Consider the following 17,499-nt stretch of genomic DNA (forward strand, 5'->3'; position numbering starts at 1 on the left):
TGCAATATCATTGCATAATATCGGCAAGCGGATAAATAGAAAGGCAGAAGACCTTCCTGAATCTTATCACGGCTGTATGAACCTATAAACTATATTTTCCACATGCTGACCCATATACTGACATGGTTAAAAAAGATTTCATACTGGGTTTTATTGGTTACAGCCCTTGTTGTGCTGATAATCATTGCAGGCTCGATTCTATGGGTGAACAGCCTTTCACGTCAAATTCCGGATGATCGGGCGATAACTGATTTTACGCATAATGCAGTTACAGTTATTTATGATAAAGACGGTGTCCGGATGGCCTCTCTAAAGGAAAATAAGAGTCAGATATGGATTTCCTTCTCTGATATGCCCGACAATCTGAAAAAGGCGATAGTTGCAACTGAAGACCCGTATTTCTTTAAACATGCAGGTATAGATTACCGTCAGACATGGGAGTCTGTTAAGGAGAATCTGCGTGTGTGGCGGTTTGTAAGGGGCGGGAGTACGATTACACAGCAGGTTGCAAAGAATGTATATCTTACAAGAGAGAAGACCATTACACGAAAGATTAAAGAGTATATTCTTGCGAGGAAGATAGAGTCACTACTACCTAAGGAAAGGATCCTTGAGATCTACTTAAACGAGGCAGGGTGGGGTTATGGTATATATGGTGTTGAACTCGCATCCCGATTCTATCTTGATAAACCTGCGGCAGAGCTGACTCCTGCTGATTCCGCCTTTCTTATAGCAATGCTCAGGAATCCTGCGTTATATAATCCATATAAAAATCTTGATAAGGTAGTAAAAAGGCAGCAGCTTGTTCTGACGCTTATGCTCAGGCACAGGCTGATTACTAAGGAGGAGTATGAAAGTTCTCTAAATCTGCCCATTATCCTGCGGTTGGATAAAAAAAAGAAACAGTATAACAATATTAGATTGGACAACGGTGATGATGAAAAAGACGGTTTATCATGTTATGCAGGATTAATGGAAGAGTATCTGTCTGATACAGTCGGGAGAAATCTCCTCTATGATGTCGGGCTTGAGATTTATACTACCCTTGACAGCCGGTTGCAGAACTTGCTTGAAGAACTATTAAGAAGAGAGGAAAACCACCCCCCCTCACCCCCCCTTAGTAAGGGGGGGATAGGGGGGGTGGTTAGAGATGTTGTGAAAATAGTACTTATAAAGGATACTAAAGGTAAGGTCAGGGCAATAGGCTGTTCAGGAAAATGGAAGGAAGTATCTGATGAGATAATGGGTGAAATGAGAAAGTTTAATTATCCGGTTAATCTTAATTTATCAGCAGCCGAATTTACAACGGGAAATGAAATTTCATGGAAAGATATCTTATTGATAAGTAAAGGGGACAGGTTATTGTAAATAGGAAAATATTAGGGTACAATACATCAACTTTTTAAAAAGGGATTTTCAGAAAGGAGAAATAATCAGTGTTAAAAGAAAACAGGTTGTCAGTGCTTATTAACAGAGTAAACAGAAGGCGCAGTCTGATTGCAGGTTTGTGGGTTATCGGTTTGTTTGTATTGGCTAGTCTTATTCCGGCAAATGGGTACGGAGAGATGACACCGGAGCAGATTGTGGGAAAGGCTGAGGATGTGAATGCAGGGCAGGACCATCAGTCCAAACTGACATTTACCATAAGGGAAACAGGCGGAGATGAGAGGAAGGTGGTTTTGAGGAGGTACTGGAAAGACTATCACGATGACCCGTCAGTGGATTCCAAGGTGCTTGTTTTTCATGAGTATCCGCCCGACACAAAAGGCACTGCTTTTATGGTCTGGACGTACAAGGCAACATCTCACAAGCCGGAGGACATGTGGATTTATCTTCCTATACTTAGAAAAGTACAGAAGCTTCCTGAACACCCTGATGAGATATTCAGCGGTTCAAACCTGAAGCCTGCCGACATGGTGCGCAGGGATGCAACCTTGGATAAGCATAAACTACTGCGTGAAGAGACGATAGAGAATCAGCAGTATTATGTAATAGAGAGCACACCAAAAGAGAAGAATCCCAATTACAATTACGGAAAGGTTGTCAGATGGATAAAGAAGAATGACTTCCTTAAAGAGCGTGTTGATTATTATTCTGAAGATGGGACATTGTTAAAGACCCAGATGATCAACTGGAAAAAGGTTAAAGATGCAAGTATATGGGAAAAGGTGGTTATTACAAATGTTAAGACAGGTGTAAAGACAATCCTTAGCATTAGTGATGTGGAGATAGATAAGGGGTTGAACGACAAGGCCTTTACAGAAAGGGTCATGTCCTCAGGAAAAGTCAGATAATATAAGGTCAGATAATTTGAAATTATTGGATCAGCTTCATATAGTCTCCGGTCTCCAGAAGAGGTTGGTATTATCAACCCTTGCTGTAAGCTTTATTGCCATACTGATGGTAATCGGCCTTGTATATTTTTCAGGCAAATCTGCTCTGAAGGAGACCATAGGCAGTACATTTCGTGAGCTTGCTGAGACCGTCAGCAGTAATATAGACCTTTCAATAGAACATCATATAGAAGAATCAAAACTGCTTGCATCTGCTCAGAGTATCCTTTCCCCTGTTGAAGATTCAAACGCTGTTTATGAAGGACAATCACCGGAGGAGATTCATAAAAGGGTTCGTGAGATTGAGGATAGATGGACAGGCGCTGTCGGTGTGAATGCATACCTGTTTGAAGTCCTGAACAACAGGGCCACAGACTATCTTAAAGAATTTATAAGAAGCAGTGAGCAGGGGATTCATAACCTAATCCTCGTTACAAATGAGCGGGGGGCTGTTGTTGCGTCTACCTCAAAAACCAAACATTACTATTATGGGGATCAGAAGTGGTGGAAGGATGCCTATAATAATGGAGTTGGAAATATTTATGTAAGTGATATTTATGATAGTGAGGAGTTAGGGACAAGGGCCTTTGATATTGCTGTTCCTGTTATGAAGGGCGGCAAGGCAATCGGCATCATACTGACGTCGCATAATGTGGACATGTTTTTTAAGGCAATAACCGCGGCAAAGGTCGGTAAGACAGACCATGTAATGATTGCCAATTCTGAAGGGGATGTGTTGTTTTGCCCTGTATCTCCGGCAAAAGACCATAAGATTGAGAAGAGTCTATTAGAGGATATATCAAAAGAACAATCAGGATGGGTTGTCACCAGATCTGATGTCCATTTCCCAGGTAAACAATCAATTGTAGGTTTTGCACCGGTAAAGATTACCTACACACTCGGCAAGGAAAACCTTAACGGCAAACGCTGGTATGTGTTTACAAGCCAGAATCAGAGTGAGACGTTTATGCCGGTACTGTCCCTGCTTGTAAAAATAGCGATTGCCGGTCTGATAGGTGCAGGACTGATCGTTATTCTTGGGTACATAAATGCAGGGAAGATAGTAGGCCCTGTTAAAGAGTTACAAAAGGGGGCTGACCTTATCGGTGCAGGCGACCTTGATTACAGGATAAAGGTTAATACAGGAGATGAGATAGAAGACCTGGCAAAGAAGTTTAATGATATGGCATCAAAGATGAAGCTGTTCTATATAAAGCTGGAGGAGATGGTAAAAGACAGGACAAGAGAGCTTGAGCAGAGGAATGAAGAGATATCAATACTCTATTCAATGGTGACTGCCTTGAACCAGTCGCTTGACCTTGACAAGACATTTTCTGCATCCCTTACAACCATGATTGAGGTAATGAAGGGGGACTCCGGCCTGATATGGATGCTTGATAACAAGAAGAGGAGTTTTGCAATTGTGGCTGCTCAGGGGGTAACTTTAAATAAAGACAAAGAACAGAAGATGTCTGAGTTATTTGAGTTTATAGGTGACAGGGTAATCGGGAGCGGGAAATTATGGTCATCTGAAAACCTTACTGTAGATGAACGCACTGAGGGGATGGCCATACCTGAGGATGATTGCCTTGCGATTGTGGGGATACCCTTAAAGTCAAAGGATAAGGTTCTGGCAATAATGTTCCTTCTGTATAAAAATATAAGGGCACTTACCTCAAGAGAAGAAGAGATGCTTCAGTCTATTGGAAGTCACATAGGTATTGCAATAGAAAATTCCCTCCTGTTTGCAAAACTGTTAAAGCATGATGGAATGGAATAAACGACAGTAATTTATAATCCGGATAGGCGGGGTTTTCTAACCCCGCCGGAAAGATTTCTGGATGAACAGTGAACAGTTTAAAATCATACAAATCGTCCCTCCTGATTGGTGTTTCAAGTGTGATGTATGCTGCAGGTTTCCTGAGAGTACCAGCTTTCTTGCACCTTATTTTACTGCTGAAGAGATTAATAGGGTATTTCCCCCTCCCTTGGCTGGAGTAGGTCAGGAAGAATCAAAAAATTCCCTCCCCTTCAAGGGGAGGGATAGGGTGGGGATGGGGTTATTTCCGAATAAATCAGGCTGCAAGATTACATTGATAGCCGGAGGCGAAGCATATATATGCCCGGCCTTTGATCTGCCGACTGCACATTGCCTGATATATAATGTCCGCCCCTTTGACTGCGAATTATATCCTTATGCTTTAATGCGGGATGAGTCAGGAGAAAACGTGGTAATTGGGGTTGATACAAAGTGTCCTTATGTAAGAGAAAATATAGGTGCGAATATTTTCACGGCCGCTGCGAGTGACATTGCAAATGCTATTGAGTCCTCTCCCCTTATTGAAATTATCTCTGAAAACAGAGACCTCATAGGCCCTTTTCAGGATGACGTGATTTCTTTAATTATGTTGAAAAAACTCTCAGACCTTCTTTAAATGGATTTACCCTTAAGTCAATTCGGATTAAAACCCCTCTTGCTGTCGGACAAACCCTTTATTGACAACATACTCAACACCGTTGATTCCATCCTATCTTCTTATACATTCACTACCCACTACATCTGGAGGGATATTTTCCAATTTTACTGGGGGATTATTGATAACTACTTCTGCCTGTTTGCAGTGTACGGTGATTATATCTACATGCCCATTCCACCTTCGATCATTCCCACTCTCCAAATTGAAAAGTTGGGATGGGGGCAGGGGGAGTTTCAAAATTCCCTCCCCTTCAAGGGGAGGGTTAGGGTGGGGATGGGGTTATTTCCGGATGAACACTATGCGCAAACAATCTCCAAACTCTTTTCAATTATGCACAGAATCAACAATAACCCTGCTGTTTCCCGGATAGAAAATATTGATGAATCCATGAAAGAAGCCTTCTTGTCTATGGGCTATAATCTCAATGCAGGAGAACCGGAATACGTTTACCTGCGTGAAGAACTGGTAACCCTCAAAGGTAATCCCTTCAAATCCAAAAGGGCAATGTATAATTATTTTGTAAAAAATTATACATACAGTTTTGTAGAATTTCAGTCCGCCCATGTAGAAGAGTGTATGAGGTTATTTGAGCGATGGAAAAAGGATAGAGGAAGGAAACCTAATGACGACCTTTTCCTGTATCAGGCACTGCTTGAGGATGCATCATATTCGCACAAGCAGGCAATAACGAATTATGAGTCCCTCTCATTAACCGGCCGTGTAGTGCAAATAGATGAGAGGATAGAAGGATACACATTCGGTTTCAGGAGGGGCGATGTCTTCTATATACTGATGGAGATTACGAATCCTGAAATTAAAGGACTATCCCAGTTTATCTTCAGGGAATTATGCCGGGAACTTTCAGACTACACGTTCATCAATACCCTTGGTGATTCCGGTCTGACCAATCTTCGCAATGCAAAGCTTTCATACAGGCCGTATAAAGTTGTACCCGGCTACATAGCGTACCCATTCAGCTAGCCGCATCTTAATCCCTTCTATTGGCCATGAAAAGCAGCGGGACAAGAATGTCCCGCCTATCCTCGTAGAAATGGATAGGCGGGGTTTTCTTACCCCGCCGGAGAGGGTTTTCGGATGAACCCACATGAACCAGGGTTCACAAAGGGCAATGAAAACCCCACCCTCACCCGGACCCTCTCCCTGAGGGAGAGGGGGCTATGTTGATTCCCTCCCCTTCAAGGGGAGGGGTAGGGTGGGGATGGGGTTGATTTTCGGATGAACCAATAATTAATGCCTGATATTATTTCCCAACTCAACCCTGTTCCTCCCCTTTTGTTTGGCCTGATAGAGGGCGGTGTCAGCGACAGAGATCAACTCTTCTTTTGCCTGCATCTCAGGGGTATAAGAAGATACGCCGAGGCTTATTGTAACGTTGGAATTTCCTGCAACCGACATCCTGAGCCTTTCAGCTACAACGTGTACCTGTGAATAATCCACCTCCGGGAGCAGGACGATAAACTCCTCCCCGCCGTACCTCGCTGCGAGGTCAACATCCCTGACCCCTTCCGAGATTATCTTTGCAATCCTCGCAAGGAGTACATCCCCTGCAGGATGGCCATATTCGTCGTTATATTTCTTGAAATAATCTATGTCCAGAAGTATGACAGAGAACATCCTGTTATATCTCCTTGCCTCATTGAACCCCCTCTCAAGGAATATCTCCATATATCGCCTGTTTGCAAGACCGGTCAGGGAATCGTGGAGTGCAAGTGCCTTAGTCTCTTCATAGAGTCTTGAGTTTTCAATAGCTACGCCTATCTGACCGCCTATGGACATGAGTGTCTCAATGCTTCTTCTGCTTAACTCTACACCTTCAGGTGTATAAAGACATAGTACACCTACAACTTTCTCCGCCGCCTTCAACGGTACGACAACATGTCCGTGATCTGTCATGTCAGCATAATGAATCGTATGGCGAGGGTCGTCATCAGCCTTCGTTGATACAACAATCTCCCCGGTCATTGCCGCAAGACCACAGAGACAATCTCCCACCCTCATGCCTTTATGCAGGTTTATAAACTCATCACTAAACCCCACCTGTGATATAAGGTTCATACGCCCTTCCTCAACTACAAATATCCCGCCCCTCCGTTCAACATTGAACATCTCAATGCCCAGTATTGTATATAGAATATCATACAGGAGTTTGTGCAGGTCTATTGTCCGGCTTATTGCCATGGAGACCTTGTAAAGCATAGACAGCTCATCGTTGATTCTCCTCAAATCGTCACTCTGCCTCTTGATCTCAGCCGCCCCCTTTTTCCGGTCTGTAATATCCCTGACAATACCTGTAGTCTGCCACTTATCCCCTATCTTCATTGCAGAGACAGAGAGTTCAATGGGAAACTCGCCTCCGTCTCTATGCAGTGCTTCAACTTCAACGGTTTTCCCGACCACAGTCCCTAACCCTGTTTTGAAAAATTCATCAAGTCCCTCGTAGGATTTTTCACGGTATCTCTCGGGCACGATCAGCTTGTGCAGCTCTTTCCCTACAGCCTCATCAGCCGTAAACCCGAACATCTCCTCAGCCTTCCTGTTCCAAAGGCTGATAATATCCGGCGACTCAAGGCAGATAATGGCATCGCCGGCTGTCTCCGTAATTGTACTTAGCTGTTTTTCTCTCTCACTCAGCATCTGCTGAGACTTCCTGCGTCCGGCAATCTCCTTTACCATTGGATGAAAGGATAAAAGGTACAGGAAGGGTGCTGTTATAAGTATAAGGGAGGAGGCATCTATTATTGCCGTGATAAGGGGGGGCAAGGGAGGAATTAGAGAGAACAGCAGCATAATTGCAAATTCACCCGCATATATTATCGCCGCAAGTAATACTATGAAACGAATCTGGGGAGAGGACTTAAAAGACATTATGGACCTCCAAAAGATTAATCCGGGACAATCATGAACATTACCATAACACTGCAAAATACAAAAATCAAAACTATTATTTATCTTCTTTGACATCGCTTTTTTGTTCTTACATATTAACTCATCTGATTTAGTATACTGCCAGACTCAACACCTTCAGGCGTATATATAGGTTTATCAGGACCGGCGGCGGAACACCAGCACCGCAGGGTCAATTTCCGGCGGCAGCACCAAACGGCTCAACTCCGGGTCATCTGCCATGTCAAACGTCTGCTGTTCTTTGTAAGCGTTCCACGCTCCGGATGCAAACCTGTGACGAGATAGAATCACTATGTAGATTTCCACCTGTTTCTGTAAAAACACAGCTCGCTCAAAACGGTTGCCGGGCGGCGGCCAAGAGCATACAACGGCACGAGGCGTGAACCGCCTCAGTGCCTCCAGTGCATCAAGGCATTCCACATCAGGGGGATATTCCATCACGTGCCTCCATGAGCGGTCATCTGTTGCTGTTACCTGCGTACCTGCATCGCGTAAAAAGCGGGCAAGCGTTCCATCACCTGCAGCGAGTTCCACGCACGGGCGTGTGCCAATGAGCCCGGCCAGGGCGTGCACCAACTTCTGTGAGTAGAAGCACCAGATTCCCCGGGGCTGAACCAGCGGCATCACTAACCGCCGGTCAAACACAATCGGCCACCACAGCTTGAAAGATGTCAGAGACACGGGTTTACGCCGCAGGCCGCTCTCAAAAAGCAGTCGTTGCACAATCCATCCGCTCCACAGCCCCAGCCTGACTGTCCCAACCTTCTGCCCGGTCGCAGCCACTATGGCGATCTTTTCCAACGCAAGTTTGGCCATCTGTGCGCGCACCACGTATGGCAGTGCTTCACGCTCAACGTGAGGATTGCCTCCACCACGAAGCACCCGCTCCTGCCATGCCATGGCCTCTGCGTGATAGCGTTCCAGAAACCGGACAGCATCTTCAATGCGGCCGCTTTCCAATGCAGCCACCATAGCCTCACCGGTCTGTTTCCATTCATCCGGAAAACGCATCATCAACTGTTCCAGCGTAGCGTTTTTAACTTCTGGAAATAAGTCTGGTACAGAAGCTTGTCTTGTCATTGTTTCATCCGAAAATCCTTCCGGCGGGGTAAGAAAACCCCGCCTATCCAGATATATATTATGGATAGGTGGGACATTCTTGTCCCATCCATTTTCATCCCCCTTTATGAGCGACACGCTCATGAAAGTTCATCCGAAAATCACCGCTTCAAATCCCCCCAGACCCCCTTTGAAAAAGGGGGATTTTCATAGCAATCTTGCTTCCAACTTCTTGCCTCTTACTTCTGCTTACTGTTAACTGCTTACCGCTTACTTTTCAACATCCCCCACAAAAACTGCAGCTCTTTATTTTTAGATACATGAAGTACAGCAATATAAGCCAATGTACTCAAAACTATACCGGCGATGAGTATGCCTGTCTTCAGTAGAAGATTGCCGTTTGTTCCCCAGATATTCCCGCGGGTAATTAACCATCCCACTATGCCCATTAGTATGTTGGCAGGTATCACTGTTTTCATCGAACCTATTATCTCCCTAAGATTTATCCTGCCGAGCTTCTTTCTTAGTGCATAGATCAGGAATGATAAATTTACCATCGCTGCAACAGATGTTGCCAGAGCCAGTCCGCCGTGCCTTAACGGTTTCATAAGGGCAATGGAGAGTGCTATATTTACTATCACCGCAATTACACCTGCCTTGACCGGTGTCTTTGTGTCCTGCAGGGAGTAGAAGACCTGGGCAGTTACCCTTGTACCTGCAAATGCCCACAGGCCGATTGAATAATACAACAGTGCATCTGCTGTTCCGAGTGTAGCAGTAAAATCAAATGCCCTCGATTGAAACAAGACACTTACAATAGGGATTCTCAATACTATCAGCCCGACCATGGCGGGCAGGGTTATAAATAACAGGAGTCTTGCTGCAAAGGAATAGGTATTCCGTACCTCTGCATAATCCTTCTTAACAGCAGAAGCAGAAAGCGTAGGAAGGATCGCTGACGACATTGCCACCCCGAATATACCGAGCGGAAAATGGATAAGCCTTATCCCATAGTAGAGATATGCAACACTCCCCTCATCCAGATAAGAGGAAAGGACTGTGTTCACAAATATGTTCACCTGAGTCACAGAAAGACCGAGAATCATCGGAATCATCAGCTTGCCGATCCGAATCAGGCCGGGATGGGAGGGCTTAAAATACCACCCCATCTTCATGTCCCTTTTCCATAGGGAAGGTATCTGGAGTGCAAACTGGCATATACCGCCCAGAAACACACCGATTGCAAGACCGTATATGGGGATACTGAAGAGCGGGGCAAAGATATATACACCGCTGATCATTAAGATTGATAATGCCACAGATGAAAGGCCGGGTATTACAAACGAACCGAGTGTATTCAATATGCCCATGAACAGGGCAGCTATTGACACAAAGAGGAGGTAGGGAAACATTATCTGAGTAAGACGGACTGTAAGAACAAACTTGTCACCTGCGGCATGAAAGCCTGGTGCAATAAGGGCCACTACCCACGGGGCAGCGGCAATACCTATAACAGTTACTATCAAGAGAACTACAATCAGGATTGTAAAAGTGGATTTGGCAACCTTCAATGCCTCTTCCTTTCCCTCCTCATGAAGGTAACCGCTGAAAACCGGTATAAAGGCCGCTGACATTGAACCTTCTGCAAACAGTTCTCTTAAAAGTCCTGGAATACGGTAAGCAACAAAAAATGCATCCGCCACCATCCCTGCACCAAATACCCGCGCAACAACCATATCCCGTACAAACCCGAATATCCTGCTTATCAGGGTTGTGCTTCCAAGTATCGCCGCCGCCTTTGTAACCTTTTCTTGATTATTCATCCGAAAATCTCCATAGCTCACCCTCCCCCTACCCCCTCCCGTCAAGGGAGGGGGAATCTTAGGCAATCTTTCATATCTCCCCTCCCCTTGCGGGAGGGGATTAAGGGGAGGGGGCCTCATTTTCATCTTCCTTTGTGATCCTTTTTCTTTTGAGCAGTTCAACAGATAAACACAGTGTCACAAACAAGTCAACCCTAAATCTACCTTAGCCGCCAATTCTTGTTGTTTGCTTCTTGCTATCTGTTACCTATGTTTGCTATGCCCACCCCCACCCTAACCCTCCCCCATCAAGGGGGAGGGAATCTTTGTTTACCTTTTTAATCTGCTCCTAACCTATTACCTGTTTCCCTATTATTGACAATTATGCACGACATGGTTTATTCTAACCCTACTGTTTTTAATGATTGTAAAAATGATAAATTTAATGACCAAGGTAAATATTTAGTTGGTGAAAGTAAATCAAACAGGATCCCGGATTAAACAGAAGGGGTTTGTTTTAAAAATATTTGACGTTTTTGCCTCAATTAAGCTGGCAGTTGCAATATTCTTTCTTCTGGCGCTTGGCTCTATTATTGGGACTGTTATAGAGCAGGGGCTTTCTCCTGAAGAGTATCTTGCAAAGTTTGGGGAGAGGCAGGCATACTGGATTAATCTGCTCAAGCTTAACGATACCTATCATAGCTGGTGGTTTACCTCCCTGCTTGCACTTCTTGCCATAAACCTTTCTGTTTGTGTGGCAAAGAGAGTTCCGGTAATAATGAAGTCCTACCGTTTTGCAGACCTTGATTTTACCCATAATCTTGTCACGAATTTAAGGAACAGTACAATAATACAGTATTCCGGAAACATCGAAGATGCGAAGGCAAAGGTTATATCTGTGCTTTCAGGCCGTAAGTATAAGATAATTACAGAGAACACCCCCAAAGGTATTTCAATTGTTGCGGCAAAAGGGAGGATAGGCAGACTCGGCGCTATTATAAGCCACATTAGTATATTCATCATACTCATGGGGGCAGTATTAAGCAGTGCCATAGGATACAGAAGTTTTTATCCATTTTATGAGCATGAACCTGTTTATGTGCCTCAGGGGAATTTTTATTTACAGATGGATAAGTTCTGGATTGATTATTATGATACCGGCATGATTAAAGATTATTTCAGTACGATGACTGTTATAGATCATGGTAAGAAGGTATTAACAAAGACCATTCAGGTAAATGATCCTTTACAATACAAGGGGGTCTGGTTTTACCAGAGCAGTTACGGCATGGCGTGGGATCGTATTGATAAGGCTTTTATTAAGATTACGGATAAGAAGACAGGGAATATTGTGGCAGAGGATGTTCTGGATTTCAGGAAGGAGAAGGAGATAAAGGGGACAGACTTACGGATAAATGCTACCAATTTTCTTTCTCATTTTGCTTATGATTCACAGAGTAATCAGATCTACTCTAAGTCGCCGGAACATGAGAACCCGGCAGTACAGCTCGATATTTATGAAGGCGGGAAGCTGATTTCAACCCCATGGATATTTTATAAATATCCTAATATGTTTCCGGTTAAGAACTCCAAATATAATTTTATACTTGCCGGCTACAATGCACCGCAATATTCAGGCCTCCAGATAGCAAAAGACCCCGGCGTAAATCTTGTCTGGGTCGGGAGTTTTATGCTGATGATAGGTCTGTTTATTTCCTTTTTTGTATTTCACAGGAGACTATGGGTTAAGGTCGTGTCTTCTGAAAATAATACACTGATCTATATAGGAGGCCTGACCAATAAAGACTTTATCGGTTTTGAGAAGGAGATGAAGGTAATTACAGAATCTTTTTAAGGTAGTTTTAATCCCTCATTTATTATAATGATGAGGATGGGAGGAAACAGCTTATGGTCAATTCATTTTTCATATTCGACATTTTGTTCTGGATATATCTGATAGCAGCATTCTGCTATATCTTTTATGTAGCACTAAAGAAGGATTCTATCGGCAGTATAGCATTTATACTTACTGTTATCGGCTGGATTGTAAATACTGCGGCACTTATAGTAAGGATGATGGAGACAGGCAGGGCACCGTATGTAAATCTGTATGAGACAATGGTGTTGCTGACGTGGATGGTGGTTGCGGGCTTTATTGCTATGGCTCTAAAATTTCCCAAACTTCGCGTGTTAGGGGTAGTCATTATTTCCCTTGCATTTCTTGCTATCGGCGCTGCGGCTATGCTCCCTTACAGATACCAGGCAATTGAGCCGCTCATACCGGCATTGCAGAGCAACTGGCTGATTCTGCACGTACTTACAACATTTGTAGGATATGCCGGTTTTGCGATTGCATTCGGTATCGGGATTTTATACCTTTTCAAAGAAAGTGCTGAACGAAAAGGCAGACCCTCTTTCTTAGACAGGTTTCCAAGTGCAGAGATTCTTGATGATATGAATTATAAGTTTATTGCCATTGGATTCCCATTCGTCACCCTCGGAATAATTCTTGGTGCTATATGGGCCAATTATGCTTGGGGCGGGTACTGGAGCTGGGATCCGAAAGAGACATGGTCGCTCATCGTATGGTTTATCTATGCAGGCTATTTCCATGGCAGGCTTGTCAGGGGATGGAAAGGGAGAAAGACTGCATATTTCTCAATAATAGGATTCTTAGCTGTAATCTTTCTCTACTGGGGAGTCAGCTTTGTATTACCGGGACTTCATGCCTACGCATAAGTACAGTGAACAGTAAGCAGTGAGCAGAAGTTAGAAGCAAGAAGTAAGAAGTTAGAAATAAGAGGACGAAAAACAGTAATGAAGATTCCCTCTCCCTCAGGGAGAGGGTCAGGGTGAGGGTGGGCATAGCAACACACGTAACATATAGCAGAAGTTAGAAGCAAGAAGATAGAAGCAAGATTAAAAAGATAAAGGAAGATTCCCTCCCCTTCAAGGGGAGGGTTAGGGTGGGGATGGGGTTGTTCAAATGAATGATAAAGCTAACGGTACAAACAAACTCAGCGCCATTATTATCGGTATTGTTGTACTGGCCGGTATCGTCGGTATGGTATGGCTTAAGAGCAATAAATATGCCCCGGTTATTACAGGTTCTGATGCCCCTGATTTTACCCTTAAAGATTTGAGCGGCAGAGAACATTCGCTTTCCTCTTATCACGGTAAGGTTGTATTTGTAAATTTCTGGGCTACATGGTGCAAGAGCTGTAGAGAAGAGATGCCGTCTATGCAGACACTTTATAAATATCTGAAAGATAGAGATGTCCCTTTTGAGATGCTTGCCATCAGCATGGACAGGGTAACCACGCAAAAAGAAGTGGACAGTTTTGTGAAGAGTCTTGGAATTACCTTTCCGGTACTCCTTGACCCGTGGGGCAAGACAGACGGAAAATACAAACTTACCGGCGTACCTGAGACTTATATTATAGATCAGGAAGGGAGGGTTGTTGAAAAGATCATCGGCCCCCGTGACTGGACAACTATCGGGTCTGTCGAGAAATTATTCGGGCTTCTCCATATCAGTACAGAGCCTGAAAAAAAGGGAGGATAAAATTGGAAGGAACACAGCTTTCTATATTCATGGCATTTCTCGCAGGGCTTCTGTCATTTGTCTCGCCATGCGTATTACCGCTCGTACCGTCTTTTGTAACCTACATAACAGGGCTTACATTTGAAGATATTACATCTGATAAAGACAGGGCAAGGATACGAAAAATAACCATCAGCAATTCTCTTGCATTTATCGCCGGATTCACAACTATTTTTATTTTATTCGGTGCATCAGCAACATTTATCGGACAGGTATTTCTGCAGTATCAGGATATTATTCAAAAGATTGGAGCAGTCCTGATAATCCTATTCGGATTGTATATTATGGGGGTACTGAAACTCAATTTCCTGACAAAAGAGAAAAAGTTTCACATAGAAAATAAACCATCAGGGTACTTAGGTTCGTATATAGTTGGAATGGCATTTGCGGCCGGATGGACGCCGTGTGTCGGCCCGATATTAGGAACAATACTGCTGTATGCAAGTACCACCGGCTCAATTGGAAAAGGGATCGGACTACTCGCTGTTTACTCCCTTGGACTTGGCCTGCCTCTTTTTATTTCAGCCCTTGCAATAAATACATTCATCTCCACATTTAAGGTTATTGCAAGATATATGAGATGGATAACCATAATAAGCGGGATATTCCTCATCCTGATAGGGGTTATGATTTTTACAAATTCCTTTACCATCATCACAACATGGTTCCAACAGCACGGGATAGGGTATACGATAGAGTTGTAAGAAGTGCGGATTTCCCCCTCCCTTGACGGGAGGGGGTTAGGGGGAGGGTGAGCTGTGAGGATTTTCGGGTGAAGGGGAAACCAATTTTTGACATTCATTTTGGTGTATGGAATAATACTTTTTCCAAAAACAGGTAATAGGTAATGGGTGACAGTACAACGGATTTTGATGTAATAGTGGTCGGGGCGGGACCTTCCGGCTCTACAACTGCTTATGAGCTTGCAAAAGCGGGTATGAGTGTCCTCATACTTGAGAAAGAAAAGTTTCCACGCTACAAACCCTGCGGCGGCGGCCTTTCACTTAAACTAGAACGTATCCTTTCTGTAAACATTAAAGATGTAATAGAATCTACAATAACCGGTTCTTACTTCAGTTATCAGCAAAAAGACGGGCTTTATCTATGGTCCGACAGACCGATCGCCCACATGGTTATGAGGGATAAGTTTGATACATTACTCGTCTCAGAGGCTGTAAAGGCCGGTGCCGCTTTCAGGGACAGGGTAAAGGTTAATGGGATAACAGAGTCAAGTAGCGGCTATGATGTCATCAGCGATGAAGAGAGCTTTCATGGCAGATATGTTATTGGTGCTGATGGCGTAAATGGTGTTGTCAGGAGATTTATCCGCCCGCGGGAGATACGCACCATGGCGGCCTCTATTGAGGCTGAGATCCCTGTTGAAAAGGACTTGATTGATAAGCATAACAATTATGTGCATATTGACTTCGGCACTATTCCTTATGGTTATGCATGGGTCTTCCCTAAGAATGGTGTATTGTCTGCCGGCATTGCAGGTTTCCGGGGTGTTGTAAAACAACCCAAAAAATATTTTGACCAGTTTATTAAGGCACATTCTTCAATCAGTGAAGTCAGTAACTATAAGTATAAAGGCTATCCAATCCCATTATTCAGAAACCACCAGAGTCTTACAAAGGGCGGAGTCTTATTAACCGGTGATGCAGGCAATCTTGTTGACCCATTTTTTGGTGAAGGGATATATTACGCCATAAGGAGCGGTCAGCTTGCATCGTCTGTAGTAATTGATGCGAGGAACAAAGGATATGATACCCTTTCCGGATATGATGGGCTTCTTGATTCTGAACTGTATCCTGAATTCAAGGCCGCACAGAAAATATCTCAGTTTGTATATACCTTCCCTAAGACATGGTTTGACATCCTCACTGATAAGCCTGAACTTGCTGAAAAATACTACAATGTGCTGAGGGGTGAAAGCAGCTATAGAGAATTCTTAAAAGAGCTTAAGGGCATTGCCGGTTCTTTGATGAAGACAGCATTGAAGAGCGGATTCCTGCAATTATTCAGTTAAGTAACATTAAAAACAATGAGTAACCACAAAGGCACAAAGTAAAAAAATAATTTTCCCTTTTATATTTTAATATTGATTTTCCTCAGTGTCTCAGTGTTTTTTTACATTATATGGTAACTTCCGGCTTTAAACTTTTCAGGGTACTGGGCATACCCATTCATGTACACTATACATGGTTTATTGTCTTTTCCCTTGTAGTCTATACCCTTGCAATAAATTATTTTCCTTATATGGGGCCTTACTACAGTCCTTCAGTCAGGTGGTTTATGGCTGTTCTCTCTGCCTTAATATTGTTTTCTTCAATCCTGTTACATGAACTTGCACATTCTTATGTTGCACAAAAAGAAGGGATTACGATCAGCAGTATTACCCTGTTTGTCTTCGGGGGGATAGCTAAGATGGCCGGCGAGACAAAGTCCCCAAAGGGGGAGATGAAGATTGCCATAGCAGGGCCGGCATTAAGTTTATGTCTCGCGATAATCTTCTGGATTATTGCATTTATCTTTAAAAGAGGCATGGCAACATCTCCTGTGCTTGCCATATCTTATTTCCTTGCAACTTCAAATACAGCCATTGCCATATTCAATCTTATCCCTGGTTTCCCGCTTGACGGCGGCAGGCTCTTACGGGCGGCTATCTGGCATAAGACAGGGAATCTTAACAAGGCCACACTTATCTCAAGCCGCATTGGTAAGGGTTTTGCCATATTTCTAATCGCAATGGGACTATGGGATATTATGCATGGTGAATTCATCAGCGGTCTCTGGGCGATTTTTATAGGCATGTTTCTCCAGCAGGTAGCAGGAGAGGGATATAAACAGACCGTACTGCATAACACACTCGTTGTTGTAAAAGTCCGCGATATTATGGTCTCGCCTGTAGTAGTCATAGATGATGAATTTATGACACTCGACAGGGTAGTGAATGACTATTTCTTCCGCTACCGTTATAACAGCTTCCCGATAGTCTCCGGTAACATGCTCCTTGGTACTGTCTCCCTTCATGATGTCAGGAATGTTGAAAAAGAGAAGTGGCCGGATGTTCGTGTGAGAGAGATCATGTGCACCAATCCTGCGGAGTTCACCATATCCCCTGAACTAAGTGCTGAAGATGCCTTAGACAAAATGGTAGAAGATAACCGCGGCCGCCTTGTAGTCATAGAGCTGGGAAATATAATTGGAATAATCAGTCAGCGGGATATCATGCATGTATTGAAGTTAAAGACCGACCTCGGGAAGTAGTTGAATATAAAAATAGTTATGCTAAAATG

The 17,499-nt window shown here is 43.7% G+C and carries 14 protein-coding genes; 11 read left to right on the forward strand and 3 right to left on the reverse strand.

Going from position 1 to position 17,499, the window contains the following annotated elements; translation table 11 throughout:
- Positions 1-102 precede the first annotated feature (102 nt).
- From HZA08_08105 to HZA08_08125, 5 genes are all read left to right on the forward strand, one after another.
- The gene (locus tag HZA08_08105; GenBank protein MBI5193385.1) at positions 103-1,368 is read left to right on the forward strand and encodes a penicillin-binding protein; all 1,266 of its coding nucleotides are present in this window, start codon (positions 103-105) and stop codon (positions 1,366-1,368) included.
- Positions 1,369-1,436: 68 nt separating this feature from the next.
- Complete coding sequence (locus HZA08_08110) at positions 1,437-2,294, forward strand: outer membrane lipoprotein-sorting protein (protein MBI5193386.1); 858 nt, start codon at positions 1,437-1,439, stop codon at positions 2,292-2,294.
- Between the two features lie 16 nt (positions 2,295-2,310).
- Positions 2,311-4,113: a GAF domain-containing protein gene (locus HZA08_08115; protein MBI5193387.1), complete on the forward strand. Its 1,803-nt coding sequence runs from the start codon at positions 2,311-2,313 to the stop codon at positions 4,111-4,113.
- Positions 4,114-4,174: 61 nt separating this feature from the next.
- Positions 4,175-4,768, forward strand: a complete 594-nt coding sequence (locus HZA08_08120; protein ID MBI5193388.1) for a hypothetical protein — start codon at positions 4,175-4,177, stop codon at positions 4,766-4,768.
- A gap of 315 nt (positions 4,769-5,083) precedes the next feature.
- Entirely contained in the window at positions 5,084-5,791 is a 708-nt protein-coding gene (locus HZA08_08125) for a DUF2156 domain-containing protein (protein ID MBI5193389.1), read from the forward strand.
- Positions 5,792-6,058: 267 nt separating this feature from the next.
- Here the strand turns inward: HZA08_08125 and HZA08_08130 are convergent, their stop codons facing one another.
- The 3 genes from HZA08_08130 to murJ form a co-directional block, all read right to left on the reverse strand.
- Positions 6,059-7,696: a diguanylate cyclase gene (locus HZA08_08130; protein ID MBI5193390.1), complete on the reverse strand. Its 1,638-nt coding sequence runs from the start codon at positions 7,694-7,696 to the stop codon at positions 6,059-6,061.
- A gap of 177 nt (positions 7,697-7,873) precedes the next feature.
- Positions 7,874-8,938 carry an SAM-dependent methyltransferase gene (locus HZA08_08135; protein MBI5193391.1) on the reverse strand — a complete coding sequence of 355 codons (1,065 nt, stop codon included), beginning with the start codon at positions 8,936-8,938 and terminating at the stop codon, positions 7,874-7,876.
- 119 nt (positions 8,939-9,057) lie between these two features.
- Positions 9,058-10,638, reverse strand: coding sequence for a murein biosynthesis integral membrane protein MurJ (gene murJ / locus HZA08_08140; protein ID MBI5193392.1), 1,581 nt, complete (start codon positions 10,636-10,638; stop codon positions 9,058-9,060).
- Positions 10,639-11,065: 427 nt separating this feature from the next.
- Between murJ and HZA08_08145 the strand changes: the two genes are divergently transcribed.
- The 6 genes from HZA08_08145 (at position 11,066) to HZA08_08170 (ending at position 17,470) form a co-directional block, all read left to right on the forward strand.
- A complete protein-coding gene (locus HZA08_08145; protein ID MBI5193393.1) occupies positions 11,066-12,451 on the forward strand; it encodes a cytochrome c biogenesis protein ResB in 1,386 nt (461 codons plus the stop codon).
- Positions 12,452-12,504: 53 nt separating this feature from the next.
- A complete protein-coding gene (gene ccsB, locus HZA08_08150) occupies positions 12,505-13,335 on the forward strand; it encodes a c-type cytochrome biogenesis protein CcsB (protein ID MBI5193394.1) in 831 nt (276 codons plus the stop codon).
- A 247-nt stretch (positions 13,336-13,582) separates the two neighbouring features.
- Positions 13,583-14,161, forward strand: a complete 579-nt coding sequence (locus tag HZA08_08155) for a TlpA family protein disulfide reductase (protein MBI5193395.1) — start codon at positions 13,583-13,585, stop codon at positions 14,159-14,161.
- 29 nt (positions 14,162-14,190) lie between these two features.
- Positions 14,191-14,904, forward strand: coding sequence for a cytochrome c biogenesis protein CcdA (locus HZA08_08160; GenBank protein MBI5193396.1), 714 nt, complete (start codon positions 14,191-14,193; stop codon positions 14,902-14,904).
- A gap of 143 nt (positions 14,905-15,047) precedes the next feature.
- Complete coding sequence (locus HZA08_08165) at positions 15,048-16,229, forward strand: geranylgeranyl reductase family protein (protein MBI5193397.1); 1,182 nt, start codon at positions 15,048-15,050, stop codon at positions 16,227-16,229.
- Between the two features lie 110 nt (positions 16,230-16,339).
- Positions 16,340-17,470, forward strand: a complete 1,131-nt coding sequence (locus HZA08_08170) for a site-2 protease family protein (protein ID MBI5193398.1) — start codon at positions 16,340-16,342, stop codon at positions 17,468-17,470.
- Positions 17,471-17,499 lie beyond the last annotated feature (29 nt).

The sequence above is a fragment of the Nitrospirota bacterium genome (assembly GCA_016212215.1).
In the GTDB taxonomy this organism is placed as follows: domain Bacteria; phylum Nitrospirota; class 9FT-COMBO-42-15; order HDB-SIOI813; family HDB-SIOI813; genus JACRGV01.

Coding starts and splice junctions, on each gene's coding strand:
- HZA08_08105 (MBI5193385.1), top strand. CDS start 103: ATGCTGACCCATATACTGACATGGTTAAAAAAGATTTCATACTGGGTT.
- HZA08_08120 (MBI5193388.1), top strand. CDS start 4,175: ATGAACAGTGAACAGTTTAAAATCATACAAATCGTCCCTCCTGATTGG.
- HZA08_08125 (MBI5193389.1), top strand. CDS start 5,084: ATGGGGTTATTTCCGGATGAACACTATGCGCAAACAATCTCCAAACTC.
- HZA08_08130 (MBI5193390.1), bottom strand. CDS start 7,696: ATGTCTTTTAAGTCCTCTCCCCAGATTCGTTTCATAGTATTACTTGCG.
- HZA08_08135 (MBI5193391.1), bottom strand. CDS start 8,938: ATGAGCGTGTCGCTCATAAAGGGGGATGAAAATGGATGGGACAAGAAT.
- ccsB (MBI5193394.1), top strand. CDS start 12,505: ATGGTCAATTCATTTTTCATATTCGACATTTTGTTCTGGATATATCTG.
- HZA08_08155 (MBI5193395.1), top strand. CDS start 13,583: ATGAATGATAAAGCTAACGGTACAAACAAACTCAGCGCCATTATTATC.
- HZA08_08160 (MBI5193396.1), top strand. CDS start 14,191: ATGGCATTTCTCGCAGGGCTTCTGTCATTTGTCTCGCCATGCGTATTA.
- HZA08_08165 (MBI5193397.1), top strand. CDS start 15,048: ATGGGTGACAGTACAACGGATTTTGATGTAATAGTGGTCGGGGCGGGA.
- HZA08_08170 (MBI5193398.1), top strand. CDS start 16,340: ATGGTAACTTCCGGCTTTAAACTTTTCAGGGTACTGGGCATACCCATT.